The organism is Algoriphagus mannitolivorans DSM 15301, assembly GCF_000429425.1.
In the GTDB taxonomy this organism is placed as follows: Bacteria; Bacteroidota; Bacteroidia; order Cytophagales; family Cyclobacteriaceae; genus Algoriphagus; species Algoriphagus mannitolivorans.
This window is the reverse complement of sequence record NZ_AUBV01000008.1, coordinates 46,847-60,881: the sequence shown is the minus strand read 5'-3', so window position 1 is coordinate 60,881 and position 14,035 is coordinate 46,847. Positions and strand designations below refer to the sequence as shown.

The 14,035-nt window shown below is 43.9% G+C and carries 12 protein-coding genes; 7 read left to right on the top strand and 5 right to left on the bottom strand.

Annotated elements, in window-relative coordinates:
• Positions 1-41 precede the first annotated feature (41 nt).
• The 7 genes from G458_RS0110110 (at position 42) to G458_RS0110080 (ending at position 6,031) form a co-directional block, all read left to right on the top strand.
• Positions 42-1,391 carry a Na(+)-translocating NADH-quinone reductase subunit A gene (locus G458_RS0110110; protein ID WP_026951803.1) on the top strand — a complete coding sequence of 450 codons (1,350 nt, stop codon included), beginning with the start codon at positions 42-44 and terminating at the stop codon, positions 1,389-1,391.
• 3 nt (positions 1,392-1,394) lie between these two features.
• On the top strand, positions 1,395-2,594 hold the full coding sequence (locus tag G458_RS0110105) for an NADH:ubiquinone reductase (Na(+)-transporting) subunit B (RefSeq protein WP_026951802.1): 1,200 nt from the start codon (positions 1,395-1,397) through the stop codon (positions 2,592-2,594).
• Entirely contained in the window at positions 2,581-3,330 is a 750-nt protein-coding gene (gene nqrC, locus G458_RS0110100) for an NADH:ubiquinone reductase (Na(+)-transporting) subunit C (RefSeq protein ID WP_026951801.1), read from the top strand. Before G458_RS0110105 ends, nqrC begins: the two co-directional genes overlap by 14 nt.
• Before the next feature lie 28 nt (positions 3,331-3,358).
• The gene (locus G458_RS0110095; protein WP_026951800.1) at positions 3,359-4,039 is read left to right on the top strand and encodes an NADH:ubiquinone reductase (Na(+)-transporting) subunit D; all 681 of its coding nucleotides are present in this window, start codon (positions 3,359-3,361) and stop codon (positions 4,037-4,039) included.
• 13 nt (positions 4,040-4,052) lie between these two features.
• Complete coding sequence (gene nqrE / locus G458_RS0110090) at positions 4,053-4,664, top strand: NADH:ubiquinone reductase (Na(+)-transporting) subunit E (protein ID WP_026951799.1); 612 nt, start codon at positions 4,053-4,055, stop codon at positions 4,662-4,664.
• A 115-nt stretch (positions 4,665-4,779) separates the two neighbouring features.
• On the top strand, positions 4,780-5,406 hold the full coding sequence (locus G458_RS0110085) for a 3-keto-disaccharide hydrolase (RefSeq protein ID WP_026951798.1): 627 nt from the start codon (positions 4,780-4,782) through the stop codon (positions 5,404-5,406).
• A gap of 67 nt (positions 5,407-5,473) precedes the next feature.
• The gene (locus tag G458_RS0110080) at positions 5,474-6,031 is read left to right on the top strand and encodes a DUF502 domain-containing protein (protein WP_026951797.1); all 558 of its coding nucleotides are present in this window, start codon (positions 5,474-5,476) and stop codon (positions 6,029-6,031) included.
• A 55-nt stretch (positions 6,032-6,086) separates the two neighbouring features.
• On the opposite strand, the gene G458_RS0110075 is transcribed toward G458_RS0110080, so the two are convergent.
• The 5 genes from G458_RS0110075 to dnaE all read right to left on the bottom strand — a co-directional run bounded on the left by G458_RS0110075 (position 6,087) and on the right by dnaE (position 13,928).
• Entirely contained in the window at positions 6,087-6,992 is a 906-nt protein-coding gene (locus tag G458_RS0110075) for a TolB family protein (RefSeq protein ID WP_026951796.1), read from the bottom strand.
• Between the two features lie 46 nt (positions 6,993-7,038).
• Positions 7,039-8,082, bottom strand: a complete 1,044-nt coding sequence (gene selD / locus G458_RS0110070; RefSeq protein ID WP_026951795.1) for a selenide, water dikinase SelD — start codon at positions 8,080-8,082, stop codon at positions 7,039-7,041.
• Positions 8,072-9,109 carry a tRNA 2-selenouridine(34) synthase MnmH gene (gene mnmH / locus G458_RS0110065; protein WP_026951794.1) on the bottom strand — a complete coding sequence of 346 codons (1,038 nt, stop codon included), beginning with the start codon at positions 9,107-9,109 and terminating at the stop codon, positions 8,072-8,074. The genes selD and mnmH overlap by 11 nt, the downstream gene beginning before the upstream one ends.
• 67 nt (positions 9,110-9,176) lie before the next feature.
• Positions 9,177-9,497, bottom strand: a complete 321-nt coding sequence (gene trxA / locus G458_RS0110060) for a thioredoxin (protein ID WP_026951793.1) — start codon at positions 9,495-9,497, stop codon at positions 9,177-9,179.
• Between the two features lie 138 nt (positions 9,498-9,635).
• Entirely contained in the window at positions 9,636-13,928 is a 4,293-nt protein-coding gene (dnaE, locus tag G458_RS0110055) for a DNA polymerase III subunit alpha (RefSeq protein ID WP_026951792.1), read from the bottom strand.
• Positions 13,929-14,035: the final 107 nt, after the last annotated feature.

Sequence of the window (14,035 nt, the reverse complement as noted above, 5' to 3'; positions counted from 1 at the left end):
TTTGGGGCGTTTTTCAAAACGCACCTAGTTCAAAAACAGATATGTCTAAAATAGTGAAGCTTAGGAAGGGATTCGACCTCAAGCTCGTTGGAAAGGCTCCTCTAGAGCTTTCTAATCTTGCTGGAGCTCAGACCTTCGCCATTAAGCCAACGGACTTCCCTGGGATTCAGCGTCCCAAAGTCCTTGTGAACGAGGGAGATACGGTGAAGGCCGGCACTCCCATCCTGATCGACAAAGCCATGGATCAGGTTATCTACGCAGCTCCGGTATCCGGAGAAATCATCGAGGTCAAAAGAGGAGAGAAGAGAAAACTTCTTGAAATCAAGATTCTGGCTGATTCAGCGATCTCCCACGAGAATTTTGGAAAAATTGATTTGAACCAACCAGCTGAAGCTATCGCCTCCAAATTGGCAGCTTCCGGTGTATGGCCAAACATTATCCAGCGTCCTTATGGGGTTGTAGCGAATCCGGCAGACACTCCTAAGGCGATCTATGTTTCTGGTTTTGACACCCATCCCCTTGCACCGGATTACGGATTTGCACTTCAGGGAGAGGAAAAGTACTTCCAGGCAGGTATCGATGCATTGGCGAAATTGACTCCCGGGAAAGTTCACCTGAATCTGGACGGGTCAAAATCAGCTCCTGCAGTATTCTCCGGCGTGAAAAATGCCCAAATCAATCAGTTTTCCGGACCACACCCTGCGGGTAACGTAGGCGTGCAGATTCACCATTTGGATCCGATCAACAAGGGAGACCTTGTTTGGACCGTGAACCCTTATGGAGTGGTTCAAATCGGAAAGGCTGTATTGGAAGGTGTGTATGATGCCTCCAAGACCATCGCCTTAACAGGTTCTGAATTGACCAAGACTGGATATGTGAAGACTTATGTAGGAGCAAATGTTTCCTCCTACGTCAAAGGAAATCTCAACTCTGGTCATGTAAGAGTGATTTCTGGCAACGTTTTGACAGGTGAAAAAATCAACCTAGACGGTTATCTCGGTTTTTATCACAATCAGATTACAGTTATCCCTGAAGGGGACTACGAGGAGTTTTTGGGTTGGCTTAAGCCTTCCACTTCCAAATTGAGCTTCCACAAAGCAATCGGAATGCTTTCTTTCTTACACAAAGGGGAATTTAAGGTAGATACAAATACACATGGTGAAGAAAGACCATTTGTAGTTTCAGGCGTATTTGAAAAAGTCCTTCCAATGGATATTCTTCCAACTTATTTGTTTAAAGCTATCCATGCGGAAGACTTTGACGAAATGGAAGAGTTGGGACTTTATGAGATCATTGAAGAGGATGTAGCTCTATGTGAATTTGTCGATCCTTCAAAGAACGAATTGCAGGAGTTGGTAAGACATGGGATTGAATTATTAATGTATAGTTAAGATATGAAGGCATTACAGAATCTTTTCGACAGCATCAAGCCAAACTTTGAAAAGGGCGGTAAGTGGGAAAAGTTTTATACACTTTACGAAGGACATAGAACCATCGTATTTGCTCCAGATTTGACCACAAAAGCAAAAGGTGCACAAATCAAGGATGCAACTGACTTGAAAAGAGTGATGATCACCGTGGTAATCGCGATGATTCCAGCTCTTTTGTTCGGGATTTTGAATATTGGACATCAGCACTTCTTGGCTACTGGCGAGGAAGTTGGTTTTATGGACAAAGCGCTTTTCGGAGCAATGTCCGTGTTGCCTATTCTGATTGTTTCTTATGCTGTAGGTCTCTTGACTGAGTTTACCTTCTGCGTGATCCGAAATCACCCAATTTCTGAAGGATACTTGGTATCCGGAATGTTGATTGCCTTAGTAATGCCTCCTTACATTCCTTTGTGGCAAGTAGCTCTAGCGACCATCTTCGCGGTAGTGATTGGCAAAGAAGTATTTGGAGGTACGGGGATGAACATCCTCAACGTGGCGATGACTGCAAGAGCTTTCCTTTATTTCGCTTATCCAGCACAGATTTCAGGTGATCAAGTTTGGACTTATTTGGGTGAAAAGACTGCAGTTGACGGATTCTCCGGAGCTACGGCACTAGCTGTAGCTTACAACGCAGGTGTGGAGGGCACCCCAGCAGTGGAAGCCCTCAATACTCACAATTCGGCGTTTGGGGGAGATTTCAGTTTTATGAATATGTTTTTGGGATGGATTCCTGGCTCGATCGGTGAAACTTCTACCTTGATGGCATTAGTCGGAGCGGTGATCTTGATTGCTACCGGAGTGGCTAGCTGGAAAATCATTGTAGGTGGATTCAGTGGTGCTTTTGCGATGGGTCTTTTGATGAACGCTTTGGCAGTAAATGAATACATGGCTATGCCTGCACACTATCATTTAGTAATGGGTGGTTTGGCATTCGGTGTTGTTTTCATGGCTACTGATCCGGTATCTGCTGCGCAGACCGAGGCTGGAAAGTGGATTTATGGTATTCTGATCGGGGTTTTGACGGTGATTATCCGAGTAACTAACCCTGCCTATCCTGAAGGTATCATGCTTGCCGTTCTATTCATGAACGTGATGGCACCTTTGATCGATTATTATGTGGTAAAAGCTAACAAAACAAGGAGGTTACAACGTGCAACAGTCTAATACATATATTATCGTTTTTTCAGCTGTCTTAACGATAGTTTTGGGATTACTCCTTTCCGGTACTTCCCAAGTTTTGGGACCTATGCAGCAAGAAGCAATTGCTTTGGATAAGAAAAAGCAAATCTTGGGTGCTGTAGTAAGTGCAGAGGAAATTGACGCAATGTCTCCTGCTCAGATCAATGAGTTTTATGCTAAAAGAATCTCTTCAACTGTAGTAGATATCAATGGTAATGAAATTTCCAGCGTAGAAGCTGAGAAAGTTGAAATTGCTAAGGATTACAAAAAACCTGCAGATAAGAGACAATATCCAGTATTCATGTTTCATGCAGAAGGTCAGCCTGATGCTGTGGAGTCTTATATTTTCCCGCTTTATGGAGCTGGTCTTTGGGATGCCATTTGGGGTTACCTTGCTTTGGAAACTGACATGAACACGATCGCGGGTATCACTTTGGCTCACGCTGGAGAAACTCCAGGTTTGGGTGCGAGAATCACCGAAGGCGGAGTACAGGAGAGATACATCGGGAAAAAGATTTTCGATGAATCCGGCGAATTAGTGGCTGTTCAAATGCAAAAAGGTGAAGGCAAGGATTATTCCGGTGAAGAACACAAAGTGGACGGAATGTCTGGTGCTACCATCACCGGAACAGGTGTGAATAATATGCTGAAAGCATATTTGGGTCACTATGAGACCTATATCAAGTCAAAATCATCCAGCCAGGCAGTTGCCGGTCTTTAATTAATTTTCAACTCAAAGTATTAATAAAATGAGTACTGAAACAGCAAAAGCGATTGAGAAAAAGCCTGCAGAGGCACTTTTTTCCAAGCGTAGAAAAAAACTGGTTACTGACCCATTGGTGGATGACAACCCGATCACCATTCAGGTTTTGGGGATTTGTTCCGCTCTTGCGGTAACTACCCAGATGAAGCCGACCTTGGTCATGGCGATTTCTGTAATCTTCGTAATTGCGATGTCCAACTTCGTGATTTCTGTGATGAGAAATACAATTCCTGGCCGAGTTCGAATTATCGTACAGCTAGCGGTAGTAGCGACCTTGGTTACTTTGGTAAGTGAGGTTTTGAAAGCCTTTGCTTATGATATGTATAAAGAACTTTCCGTATTCATCGGTTTGATCATTACCAACTGTATCGTAATGGGCCGATTGGAAGCTTTCGCCTTGGGCAATAAGCCTTACGATTCCGTATTGGATGGTTTGGGTTCAGCTATGGGTTATTCTTGGATCATCTTGACTGTAGCTTTCTTTAGAGAGCTTTGGGGTTCAGGTTCTGTTTTCGGGATTCCTGTATTCGAAACTATCTCCGGATGGATCGGTCCTGACTTTAAGCTAGCCACCAACGGTCTGATGGTCTCTCCGGTAGGAGCGTTCATCATCCTCGGATTGATCGTTTGGGTGCAGAGAACAAAAACTGGTTACGTAGAACACTAAAAGGAATAATAAAATGGAATTAATCAGCTTAGGTATTCGGTCGGTATTTATCGACAATATGATTTTCGCTTACTTCCTGGGAATGTGTTCCTTTTTGGCCGTTTCTAAGAAAGTAAGTACTGCCCTTGGTTTGGGTGCCGCAGTAGTATTCGTACTTTCGGTAACTACCCCTGTCAACTGGCTTTTGAATGAGTTTGTGTTGAAAGAAGGTGCTTTGACTTGGATCGGTGCAGATATGGCAAGCATTGACCTGTCTTTCTTGAGATTCATCATGTTTATCGCAATTATCGCGGCCATGGTACAATTGGTGGAGATGGTCGTGGAGAAATTTGCTCCAGCACTTTATGGTCAGTTGGGTATCTTCCTTCCTTTGATCGCGGTAAACTGCGCAATCTTGGGTGGATCTTTGTTCATGGCTCAGCGTGACTATACATTCGCAGAATCTGCAGTATATGGCTTTGGCTCAGGTACAGGCTTCTTGCTTGCCATTGTAGCTTTGGCTGCTATCCGAGAGAAATTGAAATATTCAGCCGTTCCAAACGGTTTGAAAGGTTTGGGAATTACCATGCTTTTGACTGGCTTGATGGGTATTGCCTTCATGTCTTTCATGGGTATTGATCTATAATTTTCAAATTATAAATTCAAAAGCTCCGGAGTTTGACTTCGGAGCTTTTTTGTTTTTAGTGGTAAGGGATTCTGCTGAAATCCTACTTATTTTAGGATGACAAACCAAAAAACCTATGAAAACACTAATTGCACTTTGCGGATTTTTAATGCTTTCCTTCTCAGGATATTCCCAAAACGGAGAATGGATTGAGCTTTTTAATGGAAAGAATTTGGAAGGTTGGAAAGTATCCGAAAATCCCGGGTCTTTTACTGTGGATGACGGAGTCATCAAAGTGGCTGGGCCTAGAGGTCATGCCTTTTATATGGGGCATGTTGGTAATCATGATTTCAAAAATTTCGAGTTGATGGTTGAGGTGAAAACTATGCCTAAGGCCAATTCCGGGATTTTTATCCATACCCAATACCAAGAAAACGGTTGGCCTAATGTAGGCTATGAAATCCAAGTCAATCAAAGCCACGGAGACTGGAGAAAAACGGGCAGCGTATATTCTTTTCAGGATGTCCGTGAAGTATATGTGGAAGATGGAGAATGGTATACCGAGCACGTGATCGTAGAAGGGAGCAAGATCACTGTCAAAGTCAACGGCAAAACCATCAATGAATATGACGAGTCTAAGGACGATAAGCGTGGAGCAGATTTAGGGACCAAAAAATTGAGTTCAGGAACCATAGCACTGCAAGCCCATGACCCGGAAAGTGTAATCTATTACAGAAGTGTGAAAGTGAAAATTTTGGATTGATTTTCTGAATCCGTACAATAAAATGCCCTTTCTGACGATTGGGCATTTTTTTTGTCTCTATTGGGCTATGGCTTTTACCTACAGACGAATTATATCCTACTTCTTTAGAGGGTTGTTGTTTTTGACACCTCTGGCAGTGACTCTTTATGTGATCTATGCCATTTTTGTTTTTCTCGATAATCTAATCCCTGTTCCCATCCCAGGCATTGGGATTTTGATGGTATTAGGGTTGATAACCTTTATCGGATATCTGGCGAGTCTGTTCTTTACCAAGCCATTTTTTGAATGGTTTGAAAGAGGAGTATTTAAAATTCCTTTGGTCAGTCTCCTCTACACCTCAATCAAGGATTTGATGGGGGCGTTTGTTGGGGAAAAGAAGAAATTCAGCTCACCTGTAATCGTTGAGATTTCCGACTCGATGTGTCGCTTAGGTTTTATTACCCAAGATGATATGAGCGTGACGGGTAGGGATGATATGGTTGCCGTTTATTTCCCGCACAGCTACAACGTATCAGGGAATGTTTTCCTAATCAAAAGAGAAAAAGTGAAGCCATTACATGGAGTGAAAAGTTCAGATGTGATGAAGTTTATGGTTTCCGGTGGAGTTTCATCCCTGGGAGATTAAGCTATTGAAGGAATAAAAGACCCGGGGAATGTGAAAAATTCTCCGGGTTTTTCTTTTATCGGTGGTATCGGACAAAAGCGATCCATTTTCCATCTGGAGACCAGCTGTGTACATTGATCGTTCCTTGTCCCCCGTAAAAAACCTGAGTCAAATCCTTAATATTCCGGGTATTCAAGTCCATTAATCGGAGTTTTACATCCTTGCCAAAAGGATGAGCGCCTTTTTGATCTTCCAAATAGGAAATGTAAACAATTGAATTGTTGTCTGGAGAGGGATGCGGGAACCAATTGTCTAAATTATCAAAAGTCAATTGTTCCTGCTCAGAACCGTCGGCTTTCATTCGATATACCTGCATTCGGCCAGTTCGGTGAGAATTAAAGTAGATATATTTACCATCGTAAGAATACTCCGGTCCATCATCCAATCCCGGCTCTTCGGTCAATCGGATTTCTTTACCTCCTTTGGTTGGGATAGCCCAAATGTCCCATTCTCCATTTCGCTCAGCACAATAAACCAGGGTCTTTCCGTCCGGGCTGATTCCATGCCAATAGCTTGGATAGTTTTCCGTGATCAATTTGGGTTTTCCCCCTTTTATGGGGATTGTATAAATTCTTGAACTTAGCCCCTCATCGTTTCTGCTAAACACCAAAGTTTTGCCGTCAAAACTTAAACCATGGTCATTATTAACCCGAGAAATGAGGTCAGGGAATACTTCGCCGAGATGGGTTCCGTCCAAAGAGATTTTCTCCAGTTTCCCCGCGGCATTGATCAGTAAATAATCCCCTTCCCTTGACCAGTTGGGGGCTTCAAAATGTCTGGATTCAAGAAGAATAGTTTTTTCTTCCAAAGTTTCCACTTGGAGGATTACCAGTTCGCTTTTCAAATTTTCCGGGATTTGAGATAAAGTTTCCAAGCTGATCGATAGCCCAAGGATAGAGATTAGAATAGGTTTTAGGTTCATTTTGGGAGAGTGTTAGGTTACCTTAATATACCTCTCCAAAATTTAATTAGGGTATTACTTCTACGGCTAAGTTCCTTTTTTCTACAAAAGAGCCAATCTTCCAGACGATCTGCTTCTCCTGCTTCATCGTTTCCTCAAACCAATCCTTGTTTTCAGGCGCTACTGCGATCAGTAGACCTCCGCTAGTCTGAGGATCGCAGAATTTGACCAAATCCATTCCTTGGATTCCGCTGACTTTGGGACTGAAAGCATTCCAGTTTCGGTAGGTGTTGTCCGGGAAAATAAACTGGTTGATATATTCTTGGATTCCTTCGATTAACGGAATTTTAGAATGCTCGACTTCTGCACTTATCCCTGCACCTTCCGTCATTTCGATCAAATGGCCCAAAAGACCGAACCCAGTCACGTCAGTCATTGCATGAACCTCTTCATGGTTTCCCAATAAATCCCCGATAGTATTCAAGCGACAAGCTGTATCCAGCAGGTTTAAATAGTCTTTTTCTTGTATTTTCTCTCTTTTTAAGGCAGTAGCTAGTACACCAATTCCTATGGGTTTGGTCAAATAGATCAAATCTCCCGCCTTCGCTCCGGAATTGGTTTTTATTTTTCGTGGATGAATGATGCCGTTGACTGAAAGTCCAAAAATTGGATCTTTTGCAGCAATGGAATGACCACCGGCCAATTCTATTCCTGCCTGACGGCAGATCTCCTTGGCCCCTTCCATGACTTTGGCGGCCAATTCAGGAGAAATTTTCTCCACCGGCCAGCTAAGGATCGCATTGGCAAAAATGGGCTTTCCTCCCATGGCATAAATATCTGAAATGGCGTTTGCTGCCGATATTCTACCAAAATCGAAAGGATCATCAACAATCGGAGTGAAAAAATCCACGGTATTGATGACTGCCAAATCATCGCTGACCTGATAGACTGCCGCATCGTCTTTGGAGGAATTCCCCACCAAAAGCTTGGGGTCTTTTTGGGAAAAGGATCCGCTGGAAGCTAAGATTTGCTCCAAAATTGCTGGGGCTATCTTACATCCACAACCTGATCCCTCACTCCATGCAGTCAGACGGATAGGGTTAGTTTCCATAAAGTTGTTGTTTAGCGTTCAGTAATCTATTCACTTGGTCTGGCAAAGAAAGGTGACTTAAATCCAAACTCAGGGTTTTCTCAGTTTCATGGCGATGAAGGTCAAAATCGTAAGTTTTGTCATAATAGATCAAAAGATTTTGAATCCAAGAAGGATGGTTGTCCTCTTGGATTGCGGCGATTGCCTCCTGAGTTCTTAACCCCCCAAGTCGCTTCTGCAGCCTTTTCACGGCCTGTATTAACTCCGTTTTGGGGAGCTGAGCATATTCTTCCTGAATATGATGAATGCGCTCTTCTTCTGTCTTTTGAAGATCAATTAATGGGCTTTTTAGCATTTGCTCAAAAAAACGATCGGGGAGTATCACCCGGCCAATTTTTCGGCTTTCGTTTTCCACCCAAATGGGTTTGCCAGGATCAAGGGTTTTTATTTTTTCTGCCAAGAGATTTTCAAACTGCTCTACGGTAGGTTGGGGAGGAAGTCCAATGGCTCCAAAAGAAGAGCCTCGATGGTGAGCGAATCCTTCCAGATCCAAGACCTGTTCTCCTTGCTCAGAAAGAGTTTTGAGAAGTTGTGTTTTACCGACTCCTGTTTTTCCACCCAATACCAAGAGCCGAAGATCTTTTCTGACTTCGGCAAAGGTGAAGTTACGGTAAGTTTTATAGCCACCTTTGAGCCGGAAAACTTCAAACCCAACCATTTCCAAAAGCCAGGAAAGTATCTGGCTTCGCATTCCTCCTCTCCAACAGTAAATGATGATTTTTTTCTCCGGAAACTTGGCTAAGGCATCTTTTTGAATCTGATGAAATCGGGGGCCGACCAGTTCAAATCCTTTTAAAATAGCTTTTTCGGGGCCTTTTTGCTTGTAAAGTGTCCCTACTTCAATACGCTCCTGGTTATTGAGAATGGGAAGGTTTTGGGATTCGGGGATATGGCTTTGGGCAAATTCATTTTCACTTCTTGCGTCTAACATTGGCATCTGCTTTCGCAAGGTCCAGAATTCACTTAAGGATATCAGAGTCTCTGCCATTTTGCCAGTGAAGATAAAAAAAGCCGTGAAGAATTCTCCACGGCTCGATTCTCAGTGTAATTAAGAATTAAAGTTGTGCGTCCAATTTTTGAGAAAGGACAGTTTTCGGAACAGCCCCTACTTGCTTGTCTACGATTTCTCCACCTTTGAAGAAAAGAAGAGTGGGGATGGATCTGATTCCAAAAGCCTGAGCTACGCTCGGGTTGGCATCTACGTCAACTTTTCCGATGACTGCTTTTCCATCATATTCCGAAGCCAATTGCTCCACTACTGGACCGATCATTTTACAAGGTCCACACCATTCTGCCCAAAAGTCTACTAAAACAGGCTTGTCACCTGAGATTATTTCTTCAAAATTGGCATCAGTGATTTCGATTGCTTTTCCCATTGTATTCTTGGATTAATTAAATTCTGTTTTTCAAATATATCAGCTAAAGCGGTATAGTCCCTAATAAGTTCCGGAGGCCTAAAATTAATTGTCTATTTGAGATAGAAAAACCCTATGAGACTGAATTTTAGACTTTTTTTAGACCACTTTATATATGATTTCCGGGAGGGTTTTTAATTCCCGGATCAAATCTGCACTTGGATCAATGGTGTACTTTTTGGAAAAGAGCTCCAGTCGGATATTTTCCTTCCTGTCCATTACATCGATGTAGAGTTTGGCATCCCCCTTATATTTCTCGGTGATTTTCTCCAGTTTTTCCATGAGGTCATAATTCAGATCGTCCAAGTCTATGGTGATTCGGAACCCTTTGACCATTTTGCCCCGAACCTCACTGAGCAGCATCATGCTGGTGATCTTTAGCTCAAGTTCATTTTCATTTCCCCATTTTTTCTGCTCCACTTTTCCGGATAAAAAGAGAAACCAGCCCGTCATGAAGTATTCCTTGTACTTCACATAATCTTCTCCAAAAAGGAAAAAGGTATGAGACCCATGGTAATCTTCCAACGTGAGTGTTCCGAAAGGCTTGCCGTTTTTGGTGGTTCGGTGTGCAAATGCAGATACCGAACCCGCCATTTTCAGTTCATTTCTCCCTCTCAAACTTTCCACATCTGCCAAAGCAGTCAAAGGAGTGTTGGTAAAGGATTCTATTTCCAGTTTGTATTGATCGAGTGGATGACCTGAGATAAAGAGCCCTACCACTTCCTTTTCGATATTGAGCTGTTGAATCTGAGAAAAAGGCTCCATTGGAGGAACAGAAGGCAGAGGAATTTCAGCATTGCCTCCTCCGCCTCCGAAAAGGCTTACCTGAGCACTTTCTTCTTCCTGCTGTACTTTTTGGGCATACTTGGTGGCTTTTTCGATGAGGGTGATATCTCCCTCAGGAGCCTCAAGGTATTGTCTTCGGTGATGCTCTTTGAAGCAATCAAATCCCCCCGCCATTGCCAAAGCTTCCATGGTTTTTTTGTTTAGGGCTCGGGAATTTACCCGCTTCGCAAAGTCGAAGATGTTTTTGAAAGGACCTCCTTTTTCTCTTTCCTTAATGATCTCTTCTACCGCGGCAGCTCCTGCACCTTTGATCGCTGCCAATCCAAAACGGATTTCTCCCGCAGCATTTACCGTAAATCCACTTTTGGATTCATTCACATCCGGACCTAATACCGGAATCCCCATTCGCTTACATTCTTCCATGAAAAACGTCACCTGCGTGATGTCATTCATGTTATTGCTCAACACAGACGCCAGGTATTCTGCAGGATAATGAGCTTTAAGATAAGCAGTCTGATAAGCTACCCAGGCATAGCAGGTCGAGTGGGATTTGTTAAATGCATAGGATGCAAAAGCTTCCCAGTCCTTCCAGATTTTCTCCAGCTTTTTGGCATCGTGACCTTTGGCAGAGGCTTGCTCGACGAATTTGGGTTTCATTTTATCCAAAACGTCTTTTTGCTTTTTACCCATCGCCTTTCTCAAAACGTCCGCTTCACCTTTAGTGAACCCGGCCAGTTTTTGGGACAAAAGCATTACCTGTTCCTGATAAACCGTAATCCCATAGGTTTCCTCCAAATACTCCTTCATGTCCTCGAGATCGTAGGTAATGGGTTCTTGCCCATGCTTTCTCCGGATAAAAGAAGGGATGTATTCCAAAGGCCCTGGACGGTAAAGTGCATTCATGGCAATCAAATCCGCAAATACCGTGGGCTTCAATTCCCGCATATACTTCTGCATCCCGGCAGATTCGTATTGGAAAATGCCGACAGTCTCACCCCGCTGGAAAAGTTCGTAAGTCTTAACATCATCTATTGGAAAGACGTCTGCATCAAGTTGGATTCCGTGCCTTTCTTTGACGATTTTTATGGCGTCTTTGATCAAAGTCAGGGTTTTGAGACCCAGGAAGTCCATTTTGAGCAAGCCGGCTGATTCTACCACGGAGTTGTCAAACTGCGTACAAACCATGTCGGAGTCTTTGGCTAAAGCAACTGGGACAAAATTCGTAATGTCGTCCGGCGTGATGATGACCCCGCAAGCGTGAATCCCGGTATTTCGAACTGATCCTTCCAAGACTGCTGCTTGGTTGATGGTTTTGGATAGATCGTCCTGTCCTTGAGCGATTCGAAGAAGTTCTTCTGCTTTCTGAATCAATTCCCCCTGACCTTTGAGTTTGTCATAAAGAGCAGGTTTATTTTTGGCAAGTTCAAAAAGAGCCTTCAATTTGATATCAGGAACCAAACCGGCAAGTCTTCCCGCATCCGAAAGGGGTAGGTTCAGTACCCTTGCCGTATCCCGAATGGCTGACTTGGCGGCCATAGTACCGTAAGTGATGATCTGGGCTACCTGATTGGATCCATATTTATTAATGACATAATCGATGACCCGCTGACGACCTTCGTCATCAAAGTCAATATCAATATCGGGAAGTGAAACCCGGTCAGGATTCAGGAATCTCTCAAAAAGGAGGTCGTACTCAATCGGATCCACATTGGTGATTCCGATGCAATAGGCAACTGCTGAACCTGCCGCTGAACCACGGCCCGGACCAACGGAAACTCCCATATCCCTTGCCGCTCCGGTGAAGTCCTGAACAATCAAAAAGTAACCAGGATAGCCTGTTTTTTCGATGGTCGCTAATTCGAAATCCAACCGCTCCTGGATTTCCGGAGTGATTTCCGCATAGCGCTTTTTCGCTCCCTCATAGGTCAAATGTCTCAGATAGGCATTTTCTCCCCGCTTTCCGCCATCCACATCATCTTCCGGATGCTTGAACTCATCAGGTATGTCAAACTTTGGCAACAAAACTTCCCGAGCTAACTTGTAGGCTTCACATTTGTCCACGATCTCCTGGGTGCAAGCAATAGCCTCCGGTAGGTCAGCGAAAAGCTTCTTCATTTCCTCAGGACTCTTGAGGTAGAATTCATCGTTGGGGAATCCATAGCGAAACTCGCGGCCACGCTTGCCAATGTATTTTTTGGGCTTTTCTACCAGTTCCCCGTCTTTTACACAAAGCAAAATGTCGTGAGCTCTAGCATCACCCTTGTCGTTGTAATAGGTATTGTTGGCAGCAAAATATTTTACCCCATATTTTTGAGCCCAATCCAAGAGAACCTCGTTGACTTTTTCCTCTTCTGGGATTCCATGCCGGTTGAGTTCGACATAGAAGTCCTCTCCGAACTGCTCCTTCCACCACAAAAAAGCTTCCTCGGCCTGGGTTTCTCCCACGTTCAAAATCAGAAAAGGAATTTCCCCCCAAAGGCCACCGGTAGTAGCAATCAGGTCTCCTTTATATTGAACCAAAAGTTCTTTGTCAATCCGGGGTACGTAATAAAAACCTTCGATATTGGCATAGGAAGCCAGTTTGGCAAGATTGTGATAGCCCGCTTTATTTTTGGCAATGAGGACCGTTTGGTACCCGTCATCCTTGTTGGATTTGTTTTTTCTGTCCCGGCAAAGATTGAATTCACAACCCAAAATCGGCTTGATTTCTTTGCTCATGGCCTCTTTCACAAAATGAAATGCACCCATCATATTGCCATGGTCGGTCATGGCGATGGCGGGCATGCCTAAGGCTTTTGCTTTGGCAATGATGCTCGGGATTTCGGAAGTGGCCTGGAGTACGGAGTATTGAGTATGGACATGAAGGTGGGAAAATGGCACATCTTCCAAATCCGAAATGTCTGCTTTACCAGCTTGTTTGAGGACATCTTTGGCAGCGACTTTCTGTTCATCCTTGGCCTGGGCAAAGTTGGCCTGGGCTAATTTTGGAGCTTCATAGATCACCTCTTCCACCAATATTCCCGGCTCGGGAGCAAGAACTCTTTGGGTAATCAATCCAAAAAAGCAACGGGCAGTAGCATCTACGTCATAAGCTGCATCGTGAGCGTCTTCAAAACCCACTCCGAAGAGTTTCTTGTGAAGCTCAGTAAGGGTAGGCCATTTGAATTTCCCTCCTTTTCCTCCGGGTATCGCACAGAAATCTGTGGAAATGTCCTTGGTGTCCAGCTCTGCCTTGCCTTCCATCGGCATGACCAACTCGGATCGCAAATATTCCGAGCCGACCACATTGATGTCAAAACCGATATTATGACCTACCAGAAATTTGGCCTGAACCACATCCTCCCTAAATATTTGAAGAATTTCCTTCAGCTCATGTCCTTCTGCCAAGGCTCGCTTGGTCGAGATCCCGTGAACCTTTTCCGCATTGTAAGGAATGGTAAATCCTTCCGGGCGGATGATGTAATTGTGATTGGAAATCAGTTTGCCCTTAGCGTCATGGAGTTGCCAGGCGATTTGAACCAGCCGGGGCCAGTTGTCCACATCGGACATGGGGGCATTGTAATCGCGAGGTAAACCAGTAGTCTCGGTGTCAAAAATGATATACATACTTCTTCGGGAAATGAGGCTTCAAATTAGGGGATTATACCCTAGCAAAAAATCGATTGGCGGGAATTGTCCGAAATAAAAATCTAAGAATCTGGTTTTCTTTTAAT

What these genes read in the sequence shown, in the direction of transcription:
- G458_RS0110095 (WP_026951800.1), top strand. Translation starts at nt 3,359, where the DNA reads ATGAGTACTGAAACAGCAAAAGCGATTGAGAAAAAGCCTGCAGAGGCA.
- dnaE (WP_026951792.1), bottom strand. Translation starts at nt 13,928, where the DNA reads ATGTATATCATTTTTGACACCGAGACTACTGGTTTACCTCGCGATTAC.
- G458_RS0110085 (WP_026951798.1), top strand. Translation starts at nt 4,780, where the DNA reads ATGAAAACACTAATTGCACTTTGCGGATTTTTAATGCTTTCCTTCTCA.
- nqrE (WP_026951799.1), top strand. Translation starts at nt 4,053, where the DNA reads ATGGAATTAATCAGCTTAGGTATTCGGTCGGTATTTATCGACAATATG.
- G458_RS0110080 (WP_026951797.1), top strand. Translation starts at nt 5,474, where the DNA reads ATGGCTTTTACCTACAGACGAATTATATCCTACTTCTTTAGAGGGTTG.
- G458_RS0110075 (WP_026951796.1), bottom strand. Translation starts at nt 6,992, where the DNA reads ATGAACCTAAAACCTATTCTAATCTCTATCCTTGGGCTATCGATCAGC.
- G458_RS0110110 (WP_026951803.1), top strand. Translation starts at nt 42, where the DNA reads ATGTCTAAAATAGTGAAGCTTAGGAAGGGATTCGACCTCAAGCTCGTT.
- G458_RS0110105 (WP_026951802.1), top strand. Translation starts at nt 1,395, where the DNA reads ATGAAGGCATTACAGAATCTTTTCGACAGCATCAAGCCAAACTTTGAA.
- selD (WP_026951795.1), bottom strand. Translation starts at nt 8,082, where the DNA reads ATGGAAACTAACCCTATCCGTCTGACTGCATGGAGTGAGGGATCAGGT.
- mnmH (WP_026951794.1), bottom strand. Translation starts at nt 9,109, where the DNA reads ATGGCAGAGACTCTGATATCCTTAAGTGAATTCTGGACCTTGCGAAAG.
- trxA (WP_026951793.1), bottom strand. Translation starts at nt 9,497, where the DNA reads ATGGGAAAAGCAATCGAAATCACTGATGCCAATTTTGAAGAAATAATC.